Annotated in this window: 17 protein-coding genes; 8 read left to right on the forward strand and 9 right to left on the reverse strand. The window is 68.3% G+C overall.

Translation table 11 applies throughout. The annotated features are described in order from the left end of the window. Positions 1 to 62: 62 nt before the first annotated feature. Genes aptA through CHU93_RS13445 form a run of 4 tightly spaced genes read right to left on the reverse strand, consistent with a single transcriptional unit; the run spans position 63 to position 3071 of the window. Positions 63 to 1388: an omega-aminotransferase AptA gene (aptA, locus tag CHU93_RS13430; RefSeq protein WP_094474672.1), complete on the reverse strand. Its 1326-nt coding sequence runs from the start codon at positions 1386 to 1388 to the stop codon at positions 63 to 65. Between the two features lie 4 nt (positions 1389 to 1392). After that, positions 1393 to 1881: a glutathione peroxidase gene (locus CHU93_RS13435; protein WP_094474726.1), complete on the reverse strand. Its 489-nt coding sequence runs from the start codon at positions 1879 to 1881 to the stop codon at positions 1393 to 1395. 13 nt (positions 1882 to 1894) lie between these two features. Next, complete coding sequence (locus CHU93_RS13440) at positions 1895 to 2485, reverse strand: thymidine kinase (RefSeq protein WP_094474727.1); 591 nt, start codon at positions 2483 to 2485, stop codon at positions 1895 to 1897. Between the two features lie 46 nt (positions 2486 to 2531). Further along, on the reverse strand, positions 2532 to 3071 hold the full coding sequence (locus tag CHU93_RS13445) for a DUF2239 family protein (protein ID WP_094474673.1): 540 nt from the start codon (positions 3069 to 3071) through the stop codon (positions 2532 to 2534). Between the two features lie 68 nt (positions 3072 to 3139). Between CHU93_RS13445 and CHU93_RS13450 the strand changes: the two genes are divergently transcribed. Both CHU93_RS13450 and CHU93_RS13455 read left to right on the forward strand, forming a co-directional pair. After that, positions 3140 to 3472 (forward strand): GIY-YIG nuclease family protein, encoded by a 333-nt coding sequence (locus CHU93_RS13450; protein ID WP_094474674.1) that lies wholly within the window; start codon positions 3140 to 3142, stop codon positions 3470 to 3472. A 65-nt stretch (positions 3473 to 3537) separates the two neighbouring features. Then, positions 3538 to 5709, forward strand: coding sequence for a TonB-dependent receptor family protein (locus CHU93_RS13455; protein ID WP_094474675.1), 2172 nt, complete (start codon positions 3538 to 3540; stop codon positions 5707 to 5709). A gap of 42 nt (positions 5710 to 5751) precedes the next feature. Here the strand turns inward: CHU93_RS13455 and CHU93_RS13460 are convergent, their stop codons facing one another. Beyond that, positions 5752 to 6579 carry a TIGR00266 family protein gene (locus CHU93_RS13460; RefSeq protein ID WP_165768739.1) on the reverse strand — a complete coding sequence of 276 codons (828 nt, stop codon included), beginning with the start codon at positions 6577 to 6579 and terminating at the stop codon, positions 5752 to 5754. Positions 6580 to 6725: 146 nt separating this feature from the next. Here CHU93_RS13460 and CHU93_RS13465 point away from each other — a divergent pair, with 146 nt between their 5' ends. Further along, entirely contained in the window at positions 6726 to 9110 is a 2385-nt protein-coding gene (locus CHU93_RS13465) for a TonB-dependent receptor (protein ID WP_165768740.1), read from the forward strand. Positions 9111 to 9242: 132 nt separating this feature from the next. On the opposite strand, the gene CHU93_RS13470 is transcribed toward CHU93_RS13465, so the two are convergent. Both CHU93_RS13470 and CHU93_RS13475 read right to left on the reverse strand, forming a co-directional pair. Further along, positions 9243 to 10175, reverse strand: a complete 933-nt coding sequence (locus CHU93_RS13470) for a quinoprotein relay system zinc metallohydrolase 1 (protein WP_094474678.1) — start codon at positions 10173 to 10175, stop codon at positions 9243 to 9245. Continuing rightward, positions 10172 to 10972 (reverse strand): quinoprotein dehydrogenase-associated SoxYZ-like carrier, encoded by an 801-nt coding sequence (locus CHU93_RS13475; RefSeq protein ID WP_094474679.1) that lies wholly within the window; start codon positions 10970 to 10972, stop codon positions 10172 to 10174. Before CHU93_RS13475 ends, CHU93_RS13470 begins: the two co-directional genes overlap by 4 nt. A gap of 76 nt (positions 10973 to 11048) precedes the next feature. On the opposite strand from CHU93_RS13475, the gene CHU93_RS13480 reads away from it, so the two are divergent. After that, positions 11049 to 11615, forward strand: a complete 567-nt coding sequence (locus CHU93_RS13480; protein WP_243375691.1) for a rhodanese-like domain-containing protein — start codon at positions 11049 to 11051, stop codon at positions 11613 to 11615. Then, the gene (locus tag CHU93_RS13485) at positions 11615 to 13672 is read left to right on the forward strand and encodes a TonB-dependent receptor (protein WP_094474680.1); all 2058 of its coding nucleotides are present in this window, start codon (positions 11615 to 11617) and stop codon (positions 13670 to 13672) included. The genes CHU93_RS13480 and CHU93_RS13485 overlap by 1 nt, the downstream gene beginning before the upstream one ends. A gap of 75 nt (positions 13673 to 13747) precedes the next feature. Here CHU93_RS13485 and CHU93_RS13490 read toward each other — a convergent pair whose 3' ends face one another. Together CHU93_RS13490 and CHU93_RS13495 are read right to left on the reverse strand one after the other, a co-directional pair. Beyond that, positions 13748 to 14041 (reverse strand): EthD family reductase, encoded by a 294-nt coding sequence (locus CHU93_RS13490; RefSeq protein ID WP_243375687.1) that lies wholly within the window; start codon positions 14039 to 14041, stop codon positions 13748 to 13750. An 11-nt stretch (positions 14042 to 14052) separates the two neighbouring features. After that, positions 14053 to 14481: a pseudoazurin gene (locus CHU93_RS13495; protein ID WP_094474682.1), complete on the reverse strand. Its 429-nt coding sequence runs from the start codon at positions 14479 to 14481 to the stop codon at positions 14053 to 14055. A 162-nt stretch (positions 14482 to 14643) separates the two neighbouring features. On the opposite strand from CHU93_RS13495, the gene adh reads away from it, so the two are divergent. The 3 genes from adh (at position 14644) to CHU93_RS13510 (ending at position 19702) form a co-directional block, all read left to right on the forward strand. After that, positions 14644 to 16164, forward strand: a complete 1521-nt coding sequence (gene adh / locus CHU93_RS13500) for an aldehyde dehydrogenase (RefSeq protein WP_094474683.1) — start codon at positions 14644 to 14646, stop codon at positions 16162 to 16164. 163 nt (positions 16165 to 16327) lie between these two features. Beyond that, the gene (locus CHU93_RS13505) at positions 16328 to 17485 is read left to right on the forward strand and encodes an FIST N-terminal domain-containing protein (RefSeq protein ID WP_341476588.1); all 1158 of its coding nucleotides are present in this window, start codon (positions 16328 to 16330) and stop codon (positions 17483 to 17485) included. 6 nt (positions 17486 to 17491) lie between these two features. Continuing rightward, complete coding sequence (locus CHU93_RS13510; RefSeq protein ID WP_094474685.1) at positions 17492 to 19702, forward strand: hybrid sensor histidine kinase/response regulator; 2211 nt, start codon at positions 17492 to 17494, stop codon at positions 19700 to 19702. Positions 19703 to 19841 lie beyond the last annotated feature (139 nt).

Below are 19841 nucleotides of genomic sequence, written 5' to 3' on the forward strand. Positions count from 1 at the left end.
GGCGAAAAAGATTACATCGCCGTAATGCAAGGCCTGCCTGAACCGGCGCTGTACCGGCCGGGTCAGGCCAACTGCCGCAAGCCCTGCGCCAGCCGGTCAACCATCTCGCCAATCTGGTCCGTGCTGATGATCAGCGGCGGTGACAGCGCGATGATGTCGCCCGTCACCCGGATCAGCAGACCGGCATCGAACATGCTGCGGAAAATATCCTGCCCGCGCGCGCCCGGCGCATCGGGGCGAGGGCTGAGCTCGATCCCGGCCACCAGGCCGAAATTGCGAATATCGATCACGTGCGGCAGGCCCTTCAGCCCGTGCAGCGCATCCGCCCACACATCCTCCAGCCCGCGCGCCCGGGCAAACAGGCCTTCGCTGGCATAAAGATCGAGCGTGGCAATGCCGGCCGCACAGGCCAGCGCATGGGCGGAATAGGTATAACCGTGGAACAGTTCGATCCCCGGCGCATCACCGGGCGCATCGACAATGGCATCATGCACGTGGCGGCTCACGGCCACCGCACCCATCGGCACGGCGGCGTTGGTCAGCCCCTTGGCCAGGCAGATGAGATCGGGCGTCACCCCGAACCGCTCCGCCGCGGTGGCGGCGCCCAGCCGGCCACAGCCGGAAATCACCTCGTCAAAGATCAGCAATATGCCGTGGTGCGCCGTGATCGCCCGCAGCCGCTCCAGATAGCCAACCGGCGGCACCAGCACGCCCGTCGATCCGGCCAGCGGCTCGACGATCACCGCCGCGATCGTGTCGGCGCCGTGCAGGGCAATGATCGCCTCCAGCCGATCCGCCAGATCGGCGCCATGGGCAGGCTGGCCGCGGCTGAAGGCGTTGCGCGCCGGGTCATGCGTGTGCGGCAGATGGTCAACGCCGGTCAGGCCGGGCCCAAAGGCGCGGCGGTTGGTGACGATGCCGCCCACCGAAATGCCGCCAAAGCCCACCCCGTGATAACCGCGCTCCCGCCCGATCAGCCGTGTGCGCTGGCCCTGCCCCCGCGCCCGCCAATAGGCCAGCGCGATCTTCAATGCGGTATCAACGCTTTCCGATCCGGAGTTGGTGAAGAACACCCGATCGAGCCCATCCGGCATGATCCCGGCCACCCGCGCCGCCAGCTGGAAGGCCAGGGGATGGCCGAGCTGGAAGGTCGGCGCGAAATCCAGCGTCGCGGCCTGCTCCTGGATCGCCCGCACGATCGGCTCGCGGCCATGGCCGGCATTCACGCACCACAGGCCGGCAGTGCCATCCAGCACGCGGCGGCCATCGGCGGTGGTGTAATGCATGTCCTTCGCCGCTGCGAGCAGGCGCGGGTTGGCCTTGAAATAGCGGTTGTCGCTGAACGGCATCCACCAGTTCGAAAGATCATTGGGCGCGGTGGCGGCCATGATGTCAGGCTTTCGCCAGCAGCTTCTCGATCTGGTTGCCCAGCGCCTCGGGCTTGGTGGCCGGCGCAAAGCGCTCCTGCACCTGGCCGTGCGCGTCCACCAGGAACTTGGTGAAGTTCCACTTGATCGCCTCGCTGCCCAACAGGCCCGGCGCCGCCTTCTTCAGCATCTGGAACAGCGGGTGCGCCTTGTCGCCGTTCACATCCACCTTGGCAAACAGCGGGAAATCCACGTCATAGGTCAGCTTGCAGAAATTGGCGATTTCCTCCGCATTGCCCGGCTCCTGCGCGCCGAACTGGTTGCAGGGGAACCCCAGCACGGCAAAGCCCTTGGGGCCGTATTTCTTGTGGAGCGCCTCCAACCCCTCATATTGCGGGGTGAAGCCGCATTTCGACGCGGTGTTGACGATCAGCAGCACCTTGCCCTCGAAATCCTTCATCGAAACCTCACGGCCATCGATGGTCTTCGCGCTGAATTCATAGACGCTGGTCATGGCTTCGCCCCCTTCACGGCTGATACTGCCCACCCAGCGCGGCGGTGAAATGCCGGCGGCACAGGGCGACATAACGATCATTGCCACCAATTTCGGTCTGCTGGCCAGAGGTGACGGCACGGCCCTGGCCGTCAATGCGCAAATTCATCGTCGCCTTGCGGCCACAACTGCACACCGCCTTCATCTCGCTGAGCACATCGGCAATGGCCAGCAGGCTGGCGCTGCCTTCAAACAAATGGCCCAGGAAATCGGTGCGCAGGCCATAACACAGCACCGGAATGCCCAGTTCGTCCGCCACCCGCGCCAGCTGCCATACCTGGGTCTGCGTCAGGAACTGCGCCTCGTCGACCAACACGCAATGCACCGTCTCTGTGGCATGGGCCGCAGCGATGGCGGCAAACAGGTCCAGCCCCGGCTCGAACAGCTGCGCCGGCGCGCTCAAGCCGATGCGCGAGGCAATGGTGCCCACCCCGGCCCGGTCATCCAGCGCGGCGGTGAACAGCAGCGTGTTCATGCCCCGCTCGCGATAGTTGAAGCTGGATTGCAGCAACACCGTCGATTTGCCGGCGTTCATCGACGCATAATAGAAATAGAGCTTGGCCATCGCGCCTTCCATGCGCCGGGGCCGGCGGCGGCGTCAACGCCGGCGCTCAATCCGGATCGGGAGTGGCCAGGGCCAGCGCATGATCGGCGACATCCGCCGGCCAGCCAGCCAGGCGCGCCGCCATGGTCGCCGTGTCGCCGGCAAACAGGGCGCGGATCACCTCCTCATAGCCCGGCAGATCGCCGGCCACGGCGGTGAGGAAGCGATAGCAACGTTCCTGCGCGGCGCGGCGGGCGGCGCGGCCCGCATCCTGCCGGCGCGCCTCGTCCACCAGCCGGCGCAGCGCCGCCGACGCGCCGCCACGCTGGCGCGCCAGCCAGTCCCACTGGCGCGGCAGCAATGTCACCTCCCGCGCCGTCACCCCCAGCTTCGGCCGGCCGCGGCCACGAGAAGGCGGCAGATCGGCGGGCGGCGGTTGGCGCGGGTCAACATCCAGCTGCTCACCGCTGGCATCGTCAAACAACAGCGGCGCCGCCTGATCCGCCGGCCATGCCGCCAGCACCGGCAACACATCGGCCAGCACCCCCTGCGCCACACTGCGGCCATCGGCAAAGGCGGAACAACGGGTTGACAGGGTGAGCGCCATGCCGTTATTTTTATCCGGGTAAATTAAACGGGTCAAGGCCCAGCCAAAGAGCAACGTGGAGCAGCGCAATGACCCAGGATCGCAAGGCCGCGATCGCGGCGTACAAGGAACGAAAGGCCACGCCCGGCATCTACCTGATCCGCTGCACCGCCAGTGGCGAGGCCTGGGTGGGCAGCGCGCCCGATCTGGCCACCATCCAGAATCGCCACTGGTTCTCCCTGCGCCAGGGCGGCCACACCCAGCCCAGCCTGCAAAAGGCCTGGGCCCGGCATGGCGAAGCCACCTTCCGGTTCGAGATTGTCGAGACCTTTGCCGAGCCTGACAGCGCCCCTGCCAGCCACAGCGCCTTGCGCGACCGGGTGCGCCACTGGGCCGATCAGCACGGCGCCAAGCCGATCTGATTTCCGCTGTTGACAATCATTCTCAATAGCAACATTACGGCTCCGCAAGCTTTGAAGGAGTCGCCATGTCCCGCCCCGTCCGCCTGCTGGCCGGTCTGCTGTTGTACACCGCCGCCCCGGCGCTGGCTGAAACCGCGGCGCCCGATGGCGATGCCGGTGCGGCGGCCACCATCATCGTCACCGCAAGGCGCGATGCGGATCGCCTGCCCGATCTGGCCGGCACGCTGATCTTTGCCGGCAAGCTGGGCGATGTCGCCGTGCTGGGCGATCTGCCGCCGGTGGCCAGCCGCAACCTGCGCGTCGCGCTGGCCGATATCCCCGGCATCCTGGTCTCTGAAGTGTCGAACGGCTCCTGGGCCTCGCTGTCCTATCGCGGCCTGGGTGAGCCGCACGAAAGCTGGAACATCCTCACCCTGCAGGATGCCGTGCCGGCCGTGCCCGACATGTACAGCTACCCGGCCGCCTATTTCATCCCACCGCTCGAAGCGGTGGAGCGGGTGGAATTCATCCGGGGTGCCGCCGGCCTGCTCTATGGCCCGCAGCCGGGCGGCGCGATCAACTATGTGATGAAGGGCCCGCGCCGCACCGCCGGGGTGGAAGGCAGCGCCCGCCTCACCCTGGGCAGTTGGGAGGGGCGGCAAGGCGCCGCCAGCCTGAACATCTCCAACGGCCGCCTCGCCGCCGATGCGCTGGTCTATTATGCCGCCGGTGACGGCCCGCGCCGGGTCAACAGCGATCATGAGCAGCTGACCGGCCGCCTGCGCGGGCATGTGCTGGGCGATGATCTCACCCTCACCCTGTCGCTGGATTATTATCAGGGCGATTTCGGCGAACCCGGCGGCCTCTCCCGCGCCCGCATGGACGCTGACCGGCGCGACGGCTCCACCCCGTTCGATCGCATCCGCCTGCAGCGCATCGCGCCATCGCTGGGCCTCGATTGGCAGCTGGATGACACGACGCAGCTGACGGCCCGCGCCTTCTACAGCCGGTTCGAGCGCGAAAGCTGGCGTCAGGCCGGTGGCGGCTTCGGCGCTGTCACCCCCACCGCCAACGTGCTGATCCGCCAGCTGCAAGCCTTTGACACCGCTGGCATCGATGTGCGCCTGCGCCATGATTTCGGCGGCCAGGCCCAGCACAGCCTGACCATCGGCGCACTGGGCCACACGTCCAGCGCGCCGGTGTTTGTCGACAAGGGCGCCAGCAACGCCGATTTTGCCGGCACCGCCGGCGCGCTGGCCCGCGCCACCCGCACCGGCGATGCCGCCGCCCTGTTTGGCGAATTGAAACTGGGCCTGGGCGCTGTGCAGATCGTACCCGGTTTCCGGCTGGAACGGCTGCGCCAGCGCGTGGTCGAATCCCTCGATCTGGGCGTCGGCAGCGCCACGGGCGGCGGGCCCGGCACCGCCAACGGCACGCTGGGCAATCTGCGCAACATCAGCACGATTGCGCTGTGGGGCATCGGCGCCACCTGGGATGCCAGCCCCGATCTGCGCCTTGTCGCCAATGCCAGCCGCGGCTTCAAACCGCTGCTCTACAATGATGGCGTCACCTTCCAGGCCGGCATCGATGCCGCCGGTACCTTCGAGGCCAGCTACAGCTTCACCATGGAAGCCGGCGTGCAGGCCCAGGTGGCCAAGCCGCTGCGCATCGATGCCAGCCTGTTCCGCGTCACCTTCGAGGATCAGGTCGGCTTCCTGGCCGGGCCGCTGCCGGCCATCGGCCGCTTTGGCGCGGTGGGTGCGGGCGGCGCGCGGCGGCAGAATGTGGGCGCCATGCGCAACCAGGGCGTTGATCTGGCGGTGCGGCTGGATCTGATCGGGCCGGATGGCCTGGCCCAGGGGCGCGACACGCTCAGGCTGTCGGCCAATCTGCAACTTCTGGATGCCAGTTTCACGCGCGGGGCGGCATCGGGCTTCACCCCGCAATATGCGCCGGGCCATCTGCTGCGCGCCACCCTGGCCCATATCGGCAAGGGCGGCCGCCGCGCCGCCCTCACCTTCACATCGGTCGGCGATCAGCAGGGGGCGGACAACAATGTCGCCGATTTCGCCCTGCCCGCCTATCGGGTGGTCGATGCCAGCGTCGATTGGCCGATCGGCGGCGGCTTTGCCGTCGGCGCCGGCATCAACAATCTGCTGGATGAACGCTATGCCGCCCGCGTGCGGCCGGGGGCCGGCGGCGGCTTTGATCCCGGCCTGCCCCGCAACATCTTCGTCTCGATCGGCTGGAAGGGCTGATCAGGCCTGAACAGGGGCGGCGCGCGCCGCCCCCGCCCGGCATCAGCGGTTGTTGCCGATGAAATCGCCCAGTTCGCCCAGGATACTGCCTTCGCCCCGGCTCTGGCCGCGGCCCATGGCCGCCTGCATCATGCGGCCGGCGAGCCGGCTGAACGGCAGCGACTGGATCCACACCTTGCCCGGCCCAGTCAATCGCGCGAAAAACGCGCCTTCGCCGCCGAACAACATGGATTTTACCCCGCCGGCACCGACCAGATCGAAATCGACACTGGGGGTATAGGCCGCCAGGCAGCCGGTATCGACGTGCAGCTGCTCACCCGGCGCAAGGGTGCGCTCCACCACGGTGCCGCCCATCTGCACGAACACCCAGCCATCGCCATCCAGCCGCTGCATGATGAAGCCTTCGCCGCCGAACAGCCCGGTCATGATGCGGCGTTGGAATTCGACGCCGATGCTCACCCCGCGCGCGGCAGCCAGAAACGCATCCTTCTGGCAGATCAGCGTGCCGCCCACGCTGTCCAGCTTGATCGGCAGGATCGCGCCCGGCGTCGGGCTGGCAAAGGCCACGCGCGCCTTGCCGCCGCCATTGTGGGTGAACACGGTGGTGAACAGGCTTTCCCCCGTCACCAGCCGCTTGCCGGCGCCCAGCAGCTTGCCCATGAAGCCGCCGCCCTGATCGCCCGAACCATCGCCGAACACCGTGGTCATCCCCACGGCGGCATCCTTCCACACCATGGCACCGGCCTCGGCCACGGCGCTTTCGCCCGGATCCAGCTCGATCTCCACGAACTGCAGTTCCTGGCCCTTGATCTCGAAATCAATATCGTCGGCGATGCTGCCCGACCGGCTGTGCTGCCACGGATTGGCCATTCCCATTCTCCTTCGCGTGCGTGCTGCTGCCATTATGGGTGCGCTGTATTGTAATGCCAAGACGGGGATCGGCCGAAAGTATAATCGCGCTGCCGCACGCGCCCGAATATCCTTTCCCCAACAATGGGATATGTGGGGATGGAATCATGCGCCACCGGCGATTTCGCTGGCTGATCGGCTGCGCCGCGCTGCTGGCTGCCCCGGCCCTGGCCGATGGCGCCGGCCCGGCCGATCCCGAACTGGTGGTGGTGGCCACCCCGCTCCATGATGTCGGCGAAGCCGTGCTGGCCGCGCCCGCCGTGGGCGCCACGGATGAGGATATCGCCGCCGCCCGCGCCATCGATGCCAGCGACTGGCTGCGCCGGCGCGGCGCTGGCGTGTATCTGAACGACATCACCGGCAACCCGCTGCAGGCCGATGTGAACTTCCGCGGCTTCACCGCCTCGCCGCTGCTCGGCACGCCGCAGGGGCTGGTGGTGTGGGTGGATGGGGTGCGCGTGAACCAGCCGTTCGGCGATGTCGTCAGCTGGGATCTCATCCCCAAGGCCGCCATCCGCGCGCTGAACCTGGTGCCCGGCTCCAACCCGCTGTTTGGCCGCAACGCGCTGGGCGGCGCGCTGGTCATCCGCACCAAGGATGGCCGCAGCGATCCGGGTTTCCGGGCCGAGGCCGGCTATGGCCGCTTTGAACGCCGCACGCTGGAGGCCGAGGCCGGCGGCCACAGCGGCGCCATCGACTGGTATGTGGCCGGCAATCATTTCGCCGAAACCGGCTGGCGCGATCATTCCCCCAGCCGGGCGTGGAGCGGCCTCGCCAAGGCGGGCTGGCAACAGGGAAACAGCCGCATCAGCCTGTCGGCGCTGGCGGCCGACACGCGCCTGAATGGCAATGGCCTGCAGGAAGAACGGCTGCTCAACGCCCGCCGCGCCAGCGTCTACACCCACCCCGACACGGTCTGGAACCGCACCCTGCTGCTCAATGCGGCGGCCGAACATCGCCTGGCTGACCGGCTCAGCCTCAAGGCCAATGCCTTCTGGCGGCGGCTGACGAGCCGCACGCTGAACGGCGATGCAAATGACGAGGTGCTGGGCAGCGACGACGTGTATGAACCCGGCGAAACCCCGGCGAACACACCCTTTCCTTCGGCCGCCTGCATCGCGGAGGCAGCGGACAACGAGGAGCCGCAGGAGGCCTGCAACGGCCTCTTGAACCGCAGCGCCAGCCGCCAGTTCGAATGGGGTGGAACGCTGGAGTTGGCGCTGGAACTGAAGGCCGCGCGCCTCACTGCCGGCCTAGCCTTCACCACCAGCCGCGCCAGCTTTGGCCAATCCAGCGAGTTTGGCCATCTCACGCCAGCGCGCGGCGTCATCGGCACCGGCGTGTTCGCCGATGGCACCCAGGATTTCGACCCGGGCGAGGATACGGACGCGCGGGTTGACCTGTCCGCCCGCACCCGGAGCCAATCGGCCTATCTGCTGGCCGAACTCACTGCCACACCCAGCCTCACCGTCAACGCCTCGGCCCGGCTCGACGCCACCCAGATCCGCAATCTGGATCGCATCAACCCCGGCCCGGCCACCGGCAGCCTGACCGGCAATCATGACTATCACCGATTGAACCCGGCGCTGTCGCTGCGCTGGCAGGCCGCCCGCGCCATCAGCATCGATGCAGCCGTGGCGCAAACCAGCCGGGCGCCTTCGGCCATCGAACTGGGCTGCGCCGATCCGGAAAGCCCCTGCCGCCTGCCCAATGCGCTGGCCGGCGATCCGCCGCTGCACCAGGTGATCGCCCGCACCATTGAAGCCGGCGTGCGCCTGGAGCCGGCCACATCGATCTTCCTGCGCGCCGGGCTGTTCCGCACCACCGCGCTGGACGACATCTTGTTCGTCGCCTCCCCGCGCACCGGCTTCGGCTATTTCCGCAACTTCGGCCGCACCCGGCGGCAGGGGCTGGAACTGGTCGCCGGCGCCGCGCTGAAGCGCCTCAACCTCTCGGCCAGCTATACTTTGCTCGATGCCACCTATCGCAGCGCCGAAACCGTGGGCGGTGCCGGCAACAGCACGAACGACGAAGGCCCGGGCGGCGAAGGCAATATCCGCATCGTGCCGGGCAACCGCATCCCGCTGCTGCCGCGCCACCTGTTCAAGGCCAGCGCCGATTGGCAGGCGCGGCCGTGGCTGCTGCTCAGCGCCGATGTCCAGGCGGCCAGCGGCGTGTTTGCGCGCGGCAACGAAAACAACGCCCACCAGCCCGATGGCGGCCTCTATCCCGGCGCCGGCAAGACGAAGGGCTGGGCCGTGCTCAACCTGGGGGCGGAGGTGAAGCCGCTCTCATGGCTCAGCCTGATCGTGCAGGTGGACAATGTGCTGGATGCCCGCTTTGCCACCGCCGCCCAACTGGGGGCCACCGTCTTCGATCCAGCCGGCCGCTTCAACCCGCTGCAGGCCGGCCCCGATGCGGCGCAGGGCGGCAGCTTCCTCGGCCCCGGTGCGCCCCGGCAATGGCGACTGGCCACGCGCGTGCGGTTCTAACGAAAACATCCTCCCCCGCTCGGGACAGAAAATCCTTCCCGGGATAGAAAATCCTCCCCCTCTGGGGGAGGTGCCCGCAGGGCGGAGGGGGCGCACACGCGCACATCCTTGCCGCCCCAGGGGGCAGGATGATCATCCCCCAACCCGCGGCAGCCGCGCCGCCTCCAGCGCCGGCCAGAAATGCGACACGCTGCGCTGCAACTCCAGCCGCGCCACCGCCAGCCCGGCAAAGCGCGGCGGGATCGGCAGGTCGCCAGCCTCCACCATGGTCAACCCGGCATCCATCGCGGCTTTCAACGCCGGCTCCAGCCAGTCGATCCAGGCGCGGGTCTGGGCGATGGCGGTGCCGGGCGTCGGGTCCACCGGGCCATGGCCGGGCACCAGCCGCTGCTGGCCCAGCCCGGCCAGCTGGTCGAGCGCGCGGCGCCAGGCCGGCAGATCGGCATGCGGGGTCGCCGGCGCACGGTTGTGGAACACCAGATCGCCGGCGATCAAGGTGCCGGTCGCCTCATCCAGCACGGCGAGATCGGAGGCGCTGTGGCCCGACAGGGTGAGCAGCCGCAGCCGCCGCCCGCCGATCAGCACCGGGCCGGCTTCGGCCACCAGGGCCGGGGCCGGCAACTCGGTGCCGCGCATCCAGTCGCCCAGCAGGCGATAAAGGCCCGTGGAAAAGCCCGCCGCATCGCCCGTCACCTGCGCCGCCACCGCCGGGGTCGCCGCCACCAGGCCGGCCGGAAAGGCCGAGGCGCCGAAACTGTGATCGGGATGGAGATGGGTGAGATAGACCCGCGCCACCGGCTTGCCGGTCAGCCGCCGGGCCAGCGCCGCCAGCGCAAGCCCGTGGCGGTGCGAGGCCCCGGCATCGATCAGCACGGCGCCGGCATCGGTGGCAATGATGCTGATGTTGGCAATCGCGCCGCCATTGGCCATGGCAATCGGCGCATCGGCGCCGCGCACCACCCAGATGCCCGCCGCCACCGGTTGAGCCGCCAGCCGATAATGGGGCGCGGCGGCGATCAGCGGCATCCCGGCCAACGCGCCCAGCAGGTGCCGGCGGGCGATCATGGCGCGCCGGCCGGAATGGCGCTTTGGCCGGCAACGCGCCCGGCCAGTTCAACGCCGCCGCTGTCCCGCCCGCGCACCGTCACGCTTTCGCCTTCCATCAGGTGCGGCATCAGCATGATGGCCGGGTCTTCCGCCACCGACGCGTTGAGCGCCAGATCGGCCAGCAGCCGGCCATCAGCGCGCAGTTGCAGTGATTCCAGCCAGTAACTGGGCACATTGTCGACAAAGCCGGTGTCCATCGGGTGGCGCACCGCCAGCGCCAGCCGCGCCACGCGCTGCCCCGGCGTGCTCCACAGCCGCCCGCGCAGCTGCATCAGGCTCTGCGCCCAATCGCCCTTCACCCGGCTCACCGGCGGCGCCGAACAGCCGCCACCGGCCGCATCGATCCAGCCGCCGGCCACCAGCCAGCTGCCATCGGCCACCTCCACGGCGGCGCGCACCGGCGTGCGCTGGTCCAGCTTGATCCGGATCGCGATGAAGGCTTCGGCATCATGGGGCGTGAACTCCACCGCCTTCTGGATGGGGTTCAGATCGGCAAAGATGATGATGCGCTTCACCCCCGGCACGGCGCGCGCATCCACCTGCACCGGAAATTGGCGCTGGTTTTCGGCGATGGCCGGGAATTGCACCTTCACCCGATCATCAAAGCGCACGCGCGCGCCTTCCGGCAGCACCAGCTGCAGCACGGTGGGCAGAAACGGCGATTGCAGCGGATCATCGGGCCGCGCCCCTTCGGGCGCTGCCACCACCGGTGCCGCCAGCAGGATCATCCCCAGCAAGGCTGTTTGCCGCCTCATACCAAGGGACAAGTTACGCGTGGCCGCAACTTGCTACCATCAGACCAAGGAACAAGATGGGGGGAGGGTGGCTGCCATGGCAAATGGCCATGCCATGATCGCACTGGCGGCACCGCTGCTGCTGGCACCAGGGCCAGTGACAGGCGGGCCAGCCGATTGGCGCGCCTCACCCTTGCATGATCCCATCACGCTCTATCGCATCGACCGGCCGCGCAGTCCGGTGCCCGGCCCGCCCGAAGGCGTGGCCGCCCTCGATGCCGCCGCTGTCGCCCGGCTGGCGCCCCACGCCCTGCTCATCGATGTCTCCCCGGTAGAGGCTGGCCGCCGCGATCCTGCCACCGGCCGCTGGACCCTGCTGGCCCCGGCCCACTCCATCCCGCACGCGCTGTGGTTTCCCGAAGCCGGCCGCGCGCCGGGCAACCCGGTCATCATCGCCCATTTCCTCGGCCTGGTGCCGGCGCTGGCGGCTGGCCGGCCAGTGATCGTCTTCTGCCTCGCCGATTGCTGGATGAGCTGGAACGCCGCCTTGCGCCTGCACCGCGCCGGCCTCAACGTCGCCTGGTATGGCGCCGGCCGCGATGGCTGGGCTGCTTCGGGCCGGCCGCTTGCGCCGGTCATCCCGTTTGTTAACAAGGAAAAATGATGCGTAGCCTTGCCCTGTTTGCCGCCCTGCTTGCCACGGCCGCCCCCGCCATCGCGGCCGAAACCGAAGACGCGATGATCATCGTCACCGGCAAGGGGCTGAAGGATCTGCCCGGCGACGCGGCGCTCAGCCTGGTGGTGATCGGGCGTGACCGCATCCTCTCCACCGGCTCCAACCGGCTGGAATCCGTGCTGGCCGATATCGCCGGCCAGCAGCAGTTCCGCCGGTCCGACAGCCGGTCCGCCAACGCCACCAGCCAGGGCATCACCCTGCGCGGCCTTGGCGGCAATGCCTCGTCGCGGGCGCTCCTGATGCTCGATGGCGTGCCGCAGGCCGATCCGTTCGGCGGCTGGGTGGCCTTCCCGGCCTATGCCACCGGCCGGCTGGACCGCATCCGCGTCACCCGTGGCGGCGGCTCCGGCTATTGGGGCCCCGGCGCGCTCGCCGGCACCATCGAACTGGAAAGCGCCGGCCCGGCCACCCTCACGCCCTTCGTCGGCAACATCGCCTATGGCAGCCGGGAAAGTCTCGATGCCCAAGCCTCGCTGGCCTTGAAGCGGGATGGCGGCTTTGCCGTCCTCTCGGGCGCCTATGGCCGCGGCGATGGCTTCATCCCGATCGTGGCGCGCAGCCGCGGGCCCGCCGATCGCGCCGCCCCCTATGAACAGGCCAGCGCCAATATCCGCGCCGTGGTGCAGATCGCGCCCGACACCGAAGCGCAGGTGACGGCCACCGCCTTCACCGACAGCCGTGAACGCGGCACCGCCTTTTCGCGCAACACCTCCGAAGGGGTGGATGCCGCCCTGCGTCTCGTCGGCCGGGGCAAATGGGGCTGGCAGGCGCTGGCCTATGTGCAAAATCGCAACTTCACCTCCGATTTTGCCAGCGTGAACGCCACCCGCACCGCCGCCACCCAAACGCTGGCCCAGTTCAACACCCCGGCCACCGGCTGGGGCGGCCGGCTGGAGCTGGCACCACCAGTGGGCGATGGCATCACGCTGCGGGTGGGCGCCGACACGCGCCAGTTGAAGGGCGCCACCAACGAGCTGTTCACCTATGTCAATGCCGCCCCCACCCGCCAGCGCGAGGCCGGCGGCGAAACCGGCAACAGCGGCCTGTTCGCCGATGCCAGCATCGAAGCGGGGCTGGTCACTGCCAGCCTGTCGGCCCGAATCGACTGGTGGCAGATCCGCGATGGCCGCCTTCTGGAAACCACCATCGCCACCGCCGCCCCCTTCACCACGCTGCGCTTTGCCGACCGGTCGGGCCGCGAATTCACCGGCCGCGCCGGCGTTGCCATCAAGGCAGCCGATTGGATCACCCTGCGCAGCGCCGCCTATCGTGGCTGGCGCCTGCCCACCCTCAACGAGCTGTATCGCCCGTTCCGCGTCGGCCCCGATGCCACCGCCGCCAATGCCCTGCTGAAGCCCGAACGCGTCACCGGCGTTGATGCCGGCCTCACCCTCAAGCCGGCAGCCGGTATCGAGATTGGCATCACCGGCTTCTGGAACCGCATGGACGACAGCATCGCCAACGTCACCCTGGGCAGCGGGCCGGGCAATTTCCCCGGCGTCGGCTTTGTCGCGGCCGGGGGCTTCTATCGCCAGCGCCAGAATCTCGACGCGCTGGAGGTGTGGGGCTGGGAAATCGACGGCCGCGCCAGGCTTGGCCAGTTCGGCCTCTCCGCCAGCTGGAGCCATGTCGATCCCAGCATCCGCAGCAGCGGCGCGGCCGCCGCACTCAACGACCTCGCGCCAGCACAAACCCCGCGCGACCAGTTTTCCGGCACCATCGATTATGCCGGCAAGCGGTTCACCGCCTCGGCCACGCTGCGCCACATCGCCAGCCAGTTCGAGGATGATCAGAACAGCCGTAGCCTTGGCGCCGCCACCATGGTCGATGCGCTGCTGCTGGTGCCGGTCATCAAGGGCCTCAGCATCGAAGGCCGGGTGGAAAATCTGTTCGATGCCGAAGTGCAGGCCGCCCTGTCAGGCACCGGCGTCATCGAACGCGCCCTGCCGCGCACCGTCTGGCTGGGCGCACGGGTCAGCTTCTGATCGCGGCGTGCGCAAGCAGAAAGGGCGGCCCGCCCGGGCCGCCCTCCTGCCTGTCGTCCAGCCGCCCGCCTGATCTCAGGCCATCGCGGTCGCCGTCGGCTGCACGCTGGTGAAATTGGCGATATCGGCAAACACCTCGCCCACGCCGGGCACCGCCATCGCCGCCCCGATCGCCGCCGGATCGGTGAAGCTCAGAATACCCAGGCACAGGAAGGGCGAATCATCGGCCAGCGGAAACAGCGCCTCGCCGCCGGTCATGCCGGCCGGGCCGAAATGCTGCTGGCACAGGGGCAGATGCACCTTCACATAATAATCCCGGTCAAAGGTCGCACCCGGGTCCGCCGGATAGGTCACCACCAGTTTGGCCATTGCCATCCCCCTCACTTCACCTGCGCCAGATAGGCATCCATGCGCTTCTTGGCCAAGGGCGGCAGCTTCACCCCTTGCGCCGCGGCCAGATTGGCTGATGGCCCCTTGCCCACCTGCACCACCGCCACCATGCCCATCGAATAATGCGGCAGGCACTTGATGCCATAGAGGCCGGGGCTCTTCACCGTCAGCACGAACTCCTTGCCCATGGCGCCCTTCTGCTCGGCCTCGCCATCGGGCAGCATGCCGGGAATGGTCTGGGCATTGTGGCCGGGGTTGGTGGCCAGGAATTTCACCGTGTCACCCGGCATCGCCTTCACGACCGCCGGTTCGAACACCATCGCCCCGTCCTTGCCCTGGTTCAGCATCTTCACCTGATGCTCCTTGGCCAGCGCGGGTGCCGCCATCAGGGCGGCCGCCAGCAGGATCGCATGTTTCATTCGGTCTCTCCCCACAATATTTGTGCGCAGCATAACAGCGCCGCCCCCTTCGGAAAGACCATTGCACCTTGGTAGAATGGCGAGGGTTCGGCGCCTGCGCGACACTTTCGTCCATGCCCGGAGTCGGAATCAACCGCAGCTGCCGGGCCTTGGGAGGCGATCATGCTGCAACAGGCGCTTGAACAGCTGCGGGGCCAGGTGGCCATCCGCACACGCTATGACAATTTCATCGGCGGCCAGTGGGTCGCCCCGGTCGAAGGCCGCTATTTCGACAATCTGTCGCCAGTCACCGGCCAGAAGGTCTGCGAGATCGCCCGCAGCCAGGCCGCCGACATCGAACTGGCGCTGGACGCCGCCCACAAGGCCAAGGACGCCTGGGGCCGCACCAGCCCCACCGAACGCTCCAACATGCTGCTGAAGATTGCCGATCGCATGGAAGAGAAGCTGGCCCTGCTGGCGCTGGTGGAAACCATCGACAATGGCAAGCCGATCCGCGAAACCACGGCGGCCGATCTGCCGCTCGCCATCGATCATTTCCGCTATTTCGCCGGCTGCCTGCGCGCCCAGGAAGGATCGATCGCCGAGATTGATCACGACACCATCGCCTATCATTTCCACGAGCCGCTGGGCGTCGTCGGCCAGATCATCCCGTGGAACTTCCCGCTGCTGATGGCCGCCTGGAAGGTCGCCCCGGCGCTCGCCGCCGGCAACTGCATCGTGCTGAAGCCGGCGGAACAGACGCCGATGTCGATCATGGTGCTGATGGATGTGATCGGCGATCTGCTGCCGCCGGGCGTGCTCAACGTCGTCAACGGCTTCGGCCTCGAAGCCGGCAAGTCGCTTGCCACATCGAAGCGCATCGCCAAGATCGCCTTCACCGGCGAAACCGGCACCGGCCGCCTCATCATGTCCTATGCCACCGAAAACCTCATCCCGGTCACGCTGGAACTGGGCGGCAAGAGCCCCAACATCTTCTTCGCCGATGTGCTGACCGAAGATGATGACTTCCTCGACAAGGCGCTGGAAGGCTTCTCGATGTTCGCCTTGAACCAGGGCGAGGTCTGCACCTGCCCCAGCCGCGTGCTGGTGCAGGAATCGATGTACGACCGCTTCATGGAAAAGGCTGTCGCCCGCGTTGGCCGCATGAAGCTGGGCAGCCCGCTCGACATGGAAACCATGGTCGGCGCCCAGGCCAGTGACGAACAGCTGAAGAAGATCCTCTCCTATATCGAGATCGGCAAGCAGGAAGGCGCCCGCGTGCTGGCCGGCGGTGGCCGCGCCAATGTCGGCGCCGATCTGTCCGACGGCTATTATCTCCAGCCCACCATCCTTGCCGGCACCAACGACATGCGGGTGTTCCAGGAAGAAATCTTCGGCCCGGTCGTTTCCGTCACCACCTTCAAGGATGCCGAGGATGCCCTGCGCATCGCCAACGACACCAATTTCGGCCTGGGCGCCGGGGTGTGGACGCGCAACGGCACGCTCGCCTATCGCATGGGCCGCGGCATCCAGGCCGGCCGGGTGTGGACCAACTGCTACCACCTCTATCCCGCCCACGCGGCCTTCGGCGGCTACAAGCAATCGGGCATCGGCCGCGAAACCCACAAGATGATGCTGGATCATTATCAGCAGACCAAGAATCTGCTGGTCAGCTACTCGGCCAAGGCGCTCGGTTTCTTCTGAGCGGCCCGGGCCGGGGCCTGCCCGCCCCACTCCCATCCCCAGCAGCGTCAAGCCTGGGGCGGGCAGGCACATCGGCGGGTGCAGTCACCACGGCTGCACCCGCCGCTTCCGTTCCGGGACTACGCAAACTCCCCTAGTAGCCAAGCCTGAAGGGTGTGACATCATGCCCCACATGCCAGACATGAGCCCCAATGCGGTGCGGGTCGCCCACAGCACCCACGACGATCCGGAAATGGCGGTCCGCGACGTCATGTCGGCCATGGATCTGCCCGATCTGGCGGGTGTCATCCTGTTCTGCTCGGCCCGCTATCCCACCGATGCCCTCGGCCAGGCGCTCAGCCGCCGCGCCGATGGCCATGTCGTCATCGGCTGCACCTCCTCGGGCGAGCTCACGCCGGCCGGCATGGCCGAAGGCAGCCTGACCGCCATCGGCTTCCCGACCGCCGATTTCCAGCTGGATGCCCTGTGCCTCGATGGCATCACCGGCATCAATTCCGCCCAGGTCCACAACCAGGTGCGCCGGATGACGGCGGATGCCGAAGCCCGCGCCCGCCAGCGCTGGGGGGTTGGCCACCATGCCGGCATCTTCCTGATCGATGGCCTGTCGGCGCAGGAAGAACTGCTCACCCTCACCATCCAGAACGCGCTGGGCGCGGTGCCGCTGGTGGGCGGCTCGTCCGGCGACGACATGGATTTCCGCGAAACCTCGGTGTTCCACCAAAGCCATTTTCGCGCCGATGCGGCGGTGGTGGCGCTCCTGTCCTCGCGCCGGCCGCTGCACGTGTTCCGCGCCCAGCATTTCCTGCCCGGCCCGGCCCGCATGGTCATCACCCGCGCCGATCCGGCCAACCGCATCGTGCATGAAATCAATGCCGAGCCGGCGGCGGCGGAATATGCCCGGCTGATCGGCGCCCGCGCTGCCGATCTCACGCCGGCGCTGTTTGCCAGCCATCCGCCGGTGGTGAAGATCGGCGGCGAACATTATGCCCGCTCCATCCGCTCGGCCAATCCCGACGGCAGCCTCACCTTCTATGGTGCAATCGATGAAGGCGTGGTGCTCACGCTCGGCGAAACCGGCGACATTGTCGCCAACCTTGAAAGCCTGTTTGACGAGCTGGAGCTGAAGGTCGGCCAGATTGACCGGGTGCTCGGCTTTGATTGCGTGCTCAACAGCCTGGAAATCCGCCAGCGTCAGATCGCCGACCGGGTGTCGCGCCTCTATGCCGCGCGCGGTGTCGTCGGCTTCAACACCTATGGCGAACAATTGCGCACCCTGCACATGAACCAGACCTTTTCCGGCCTTGCCATCGGTTGCGCGTAACCTCCCATGACCCCCCCAACCTGGACCGGCACCACCCCGCAGGCCGAACGCATCGCCGAGCTGGAAAGCCAGATCGAAAAGCTCACCCGCATCAACGCCGCCCTGATCAACCGGGTGGAGCGGGCGACCGATCTGCACGGCAACGCCTTCTCGCTGTTTGAAACCGCCATCGCGCTGGAAGGCCGGGTGCGCGACCGCACCGCCGAGCTGGAAAGCGCGCTGGCCGATCTGGCCGCCAGCCACGCCGCCCTGGCGCTGGCGCGGGACGAGGCCGACACCGCGCGCCAGCGCCTGTCGGATGCGATCGAAAGCATCAACGAAGGCTTTGCCATCTTCGACGCCGAAGACCGGCTGGTGCTCGCCAACCAGACCTATGTCAGCCTGTGGCCGGAGGCGGCGGACATCATCAAGCCCGGCGTGCCCTTTGCCAACATCGCCGAAACCCTGGCGGCGCGCCGGGTGCCGCTTGGCGCGCTGGCCGCGCCCGATGCCTGGGCGCGGGACCGCATCGCCCGCCACCATGTTGCCGATGGCGGCCAGGCCATCGCGCTGGCCGATGGCCGCTGGATCCAGGTCAACGAACATCGCACCGATGATGGCGGCATTGTCGGCGTCTATACCGACATCACCGATCTGAAGACCGCCGAAGCCCGTGACCGCGCCCGCGAACAGGCCACCCGCGCCGCCGTGCTGCAGGCAACCCTGGATGCCATGCCGCACGGCGTCTGCCTGTTTGATGCCCAGCGCAAGCTGATGGCCTGGAACGGTCCGCTGCTCGCCATGCTGCAACTGGGCAACGGCCGGCTGGCGGCGCCCGATCGCATCGGCAGCCATGCCGCCATGCTGGCCTGGTGCCGCACCGCCCTGCCCGCGGTGGCCGAACAGGGCTGTCTCGACTGGCTGGACGGCGACAGCAGCGACACCAAGAGCGCCACGCTGGCCGATGGCCGCTGCATCGAGGTGCACCGCCAGCCGATGCCATCGGGCGGGCTGGTGCTGCGGCTGGAGGATGTGACCCAGGCGCGTGCCGCGGTGGCCGCCATGGCCCAGCGCAAATCCGATCTGGAAGCGCTGGTGGCGCAGCGCACCGCCGAGCTGGAACGCGCCCGCAACCAGGCAATCGCCGCCAACAGTTCGAAAACCCGCTTCCTGGCCGCCGCCAGCCATGATCTGCTGCAGCCGCTGAACGCCGCCCGCCTGTTCGTGTCGGCTCTGGCCGGCCGGCGCATGGCCGATGGCAACCGCCTGCTTGTCGGCCAGGCCGCCTCCGCGCTCGATTCGATCGAAAGCCTGCTGGAAGCGCTGCTGGAAATCTCCCGCCTCGATGCCGGCGCCATCCAGCCGGATCCGCGGCCGATGCCGCTGGCCGATCTGTTCGGCGCCCTCACCGCCGAATTCGCCGCCGTGGCGCAGCGGCGCGGGCTTGATCTGACCGTCGAGCCCAGCGGCCTGTGGGTGCACAGCGATCCGCGCCTGTTGCGCCGCATCCTGCAGAATTTCCTGTCCAACGCCGTGCGCTACACAGCGGCCGGCCGCGTTACGATGGCCGCCCGCTCCACCCCGGCCGGGATCGTCATCAGCGTGACCGACACCGGCCCCGGCATCGCGCCCGACGATCAGGCGCTGATCTTTGAAGAATTCCGCCGGCTGGGCCAGCGCGGCGAGAATGACAGCGTCGAACGCGGCATGGGCCTGGGCCTTGCCATCGTCCAGCGCGCGGCGCGCATGCTCGATCTGCCCATCGGCCTTGTCTCCGCCCCCGGCGAAGGCGCCAGCTTCTCGGTCACCGTGCCGGCGGCCGCACCCGCCAGCGCCACGGCCAACGGCCAGCAGGCCCGCACCGGTGCCGGCGTCGGCCGCGCCACGGTGCTGGTGATCGACAATGAACCGGCGATCCTGGCCGGCATGCAGGCGGTGCTGGAAGGCTGGGGCTGCCAGGTGCTGACCGCGCCCGACAGCGCCAAGGCGCTCGCCGCTGCCAGCCGCCGCCCGGTCGATCTGCTGCTGGCCGATTATCACCTGGCCGATGGCGACACCGGCGATGCCGTGGTGGAACGCGTGCGCCACGCCTGCGGCCGCGCCATCCCGGCCGCCATCCTCACCGCCGATCGCACCCCCGAACTGAAAGACAGCCTGTCGGCCGCCGGCCTCACCATCCTCAACAAGCCGGTGAAACCCGCCCAGCTGCGCGCCCTGATGGGGCGGATGCTGGCCTGAACCCACCGGGCCGCACATCCTCCCCCGCTGGGGGAGGTGGCGCCGAAGGCGACGGAGGGGGCGGGTCCGGGCCAGGTTGCCATGATGACGGCACCGTTGCCGAGCCGCCGCCGCCATGCTGGCGCCTCCCCGGAAGGGG

Source organism: Sandarakinorhabdus cyanobacteriorum, assembly GCF_002251755.1.
Classification (GTDB): Bacteria; Pseudomonadota; Alphaproteobacteria; order Sphingomonadales; family Sphingomonadaceae; genus Sandarakinorhabdus; species Sandarakinorhabdus cyanobacteriorum.

Coding starts and splice junctions, on each gene's coding strand:
- aptA (WP_094474672.1), bottom strand. CDS start 1,388: ATGGCCGCCACCGCGCCCAATGATCTTTCGAACTGGTGGATGCCGTTC.
- CHU93_RS13435 (WP_094474726.1), bottom strand. CDS start 1,881: ATGACCAGCGTCTATGAATTCAGCGCGAAGACCATCGATGGCCGTGAG.
- CHU93_RS13440 (WP_094474727.1), bottom strand. CDS start 2,485: ATGGCCAAGCTCTATTTCTATTATGCGTCGATGAACGCCGGCAAATCG.
- CHU93_RS13445 (WP_094474673.1), bottom strand. CDS start 3,071: ATGGCGCTCACCCTGTCAACCCGTTGTTCCGCCTTTGCCGATGGCCGC.
- CHU93_RS13450 (WP_094474674.1), top strand. CDS start 3,140: ATGACCCAGGATCGCAAGGCCGCGATCGCGGCGTACAAGGAACGAAAG.
- CHU93_RS13455 (WP_094474675.1), top strand. CDS start 3,538: ATGTCCCGCCCCGTCCGCCTGCTGGCCGGTCTGCTGTTGTACACCGCC.
- CHU93_RS13460 (WP_165768739.1), bottom strand. CDS start 6,579: ATGGCCAATCCGTGGCAGCACAGCCGGTCGGGCAGCATCGCCGACGAT.
- CHU93_RS13465 (WP_165768740.1), top strand. CDS start 6,726: ATGCGCCACCGGCGATTTCGCTGGCTGATCGGCTGCGCCGCGCTGCTG.
- CHU93_RS13470 (WP_094474678.1), bottom strand. CDS start 10,175: ATGATCGCCCGCCGGCACCTGCTGGGCGCGTTGGCCGGGATGCCGCTG.
- CHU93_RS13475 (WP_094474679.1), bottom strand. CDS start 10,972: ATGAGGCGGCAAACAGCCTTGCTGGGGATGATCCTGCTGGCGGCACCG.
- CHU93_RS13480 (WP_243375691.1), top strand. CDS start 11,049: ATGGCAAATGGCCATGCCATGATCGCACTGGCGGCACCGCTGCTGCTG.
- CHU93_RS13485 (WP_094474680.1), top strand. CDS start 11,615: ATGCGTAGCCTTGCCCTGTTTGCCGCCCTGCTTGCCACGGCCGCCCCC.
- CHU93_RS13490 (WP_243375687.1), bottom strand. CDS start 14,041: ATGGCCAAACTGGTGGTGACCTATCCGGCGGACCCGGGTGCGACCTTT.
- CHU93_RS13495 (WP_094474682.1), bottom strand. CDS start 14,481: ATGAAACATGCGATCCTGCTGGCGGCCGCCCTGATGGCGGCACCCGCG.
- adh (WP_094474683.1), top strand. CDS start 14,644: ATGCTGCAACAGGCGCTTGAACAGCTGCGGGGCCAGGTGGCCATCCGC.
- CHU93_RS13505 (WP_341476588.1), top strand. CDS start 16,328: ATGCCCCACATGCCAGACATGAGCCCCAATGCGGTGCGGGTCGCCCAC.
- CHU93_RS13510 (WP_094474685.1), top strand. CDS start 17,492: ATGACCCCCCCAACCTGGACCGGCACCACCCCGCAGGCCGAACGCATC.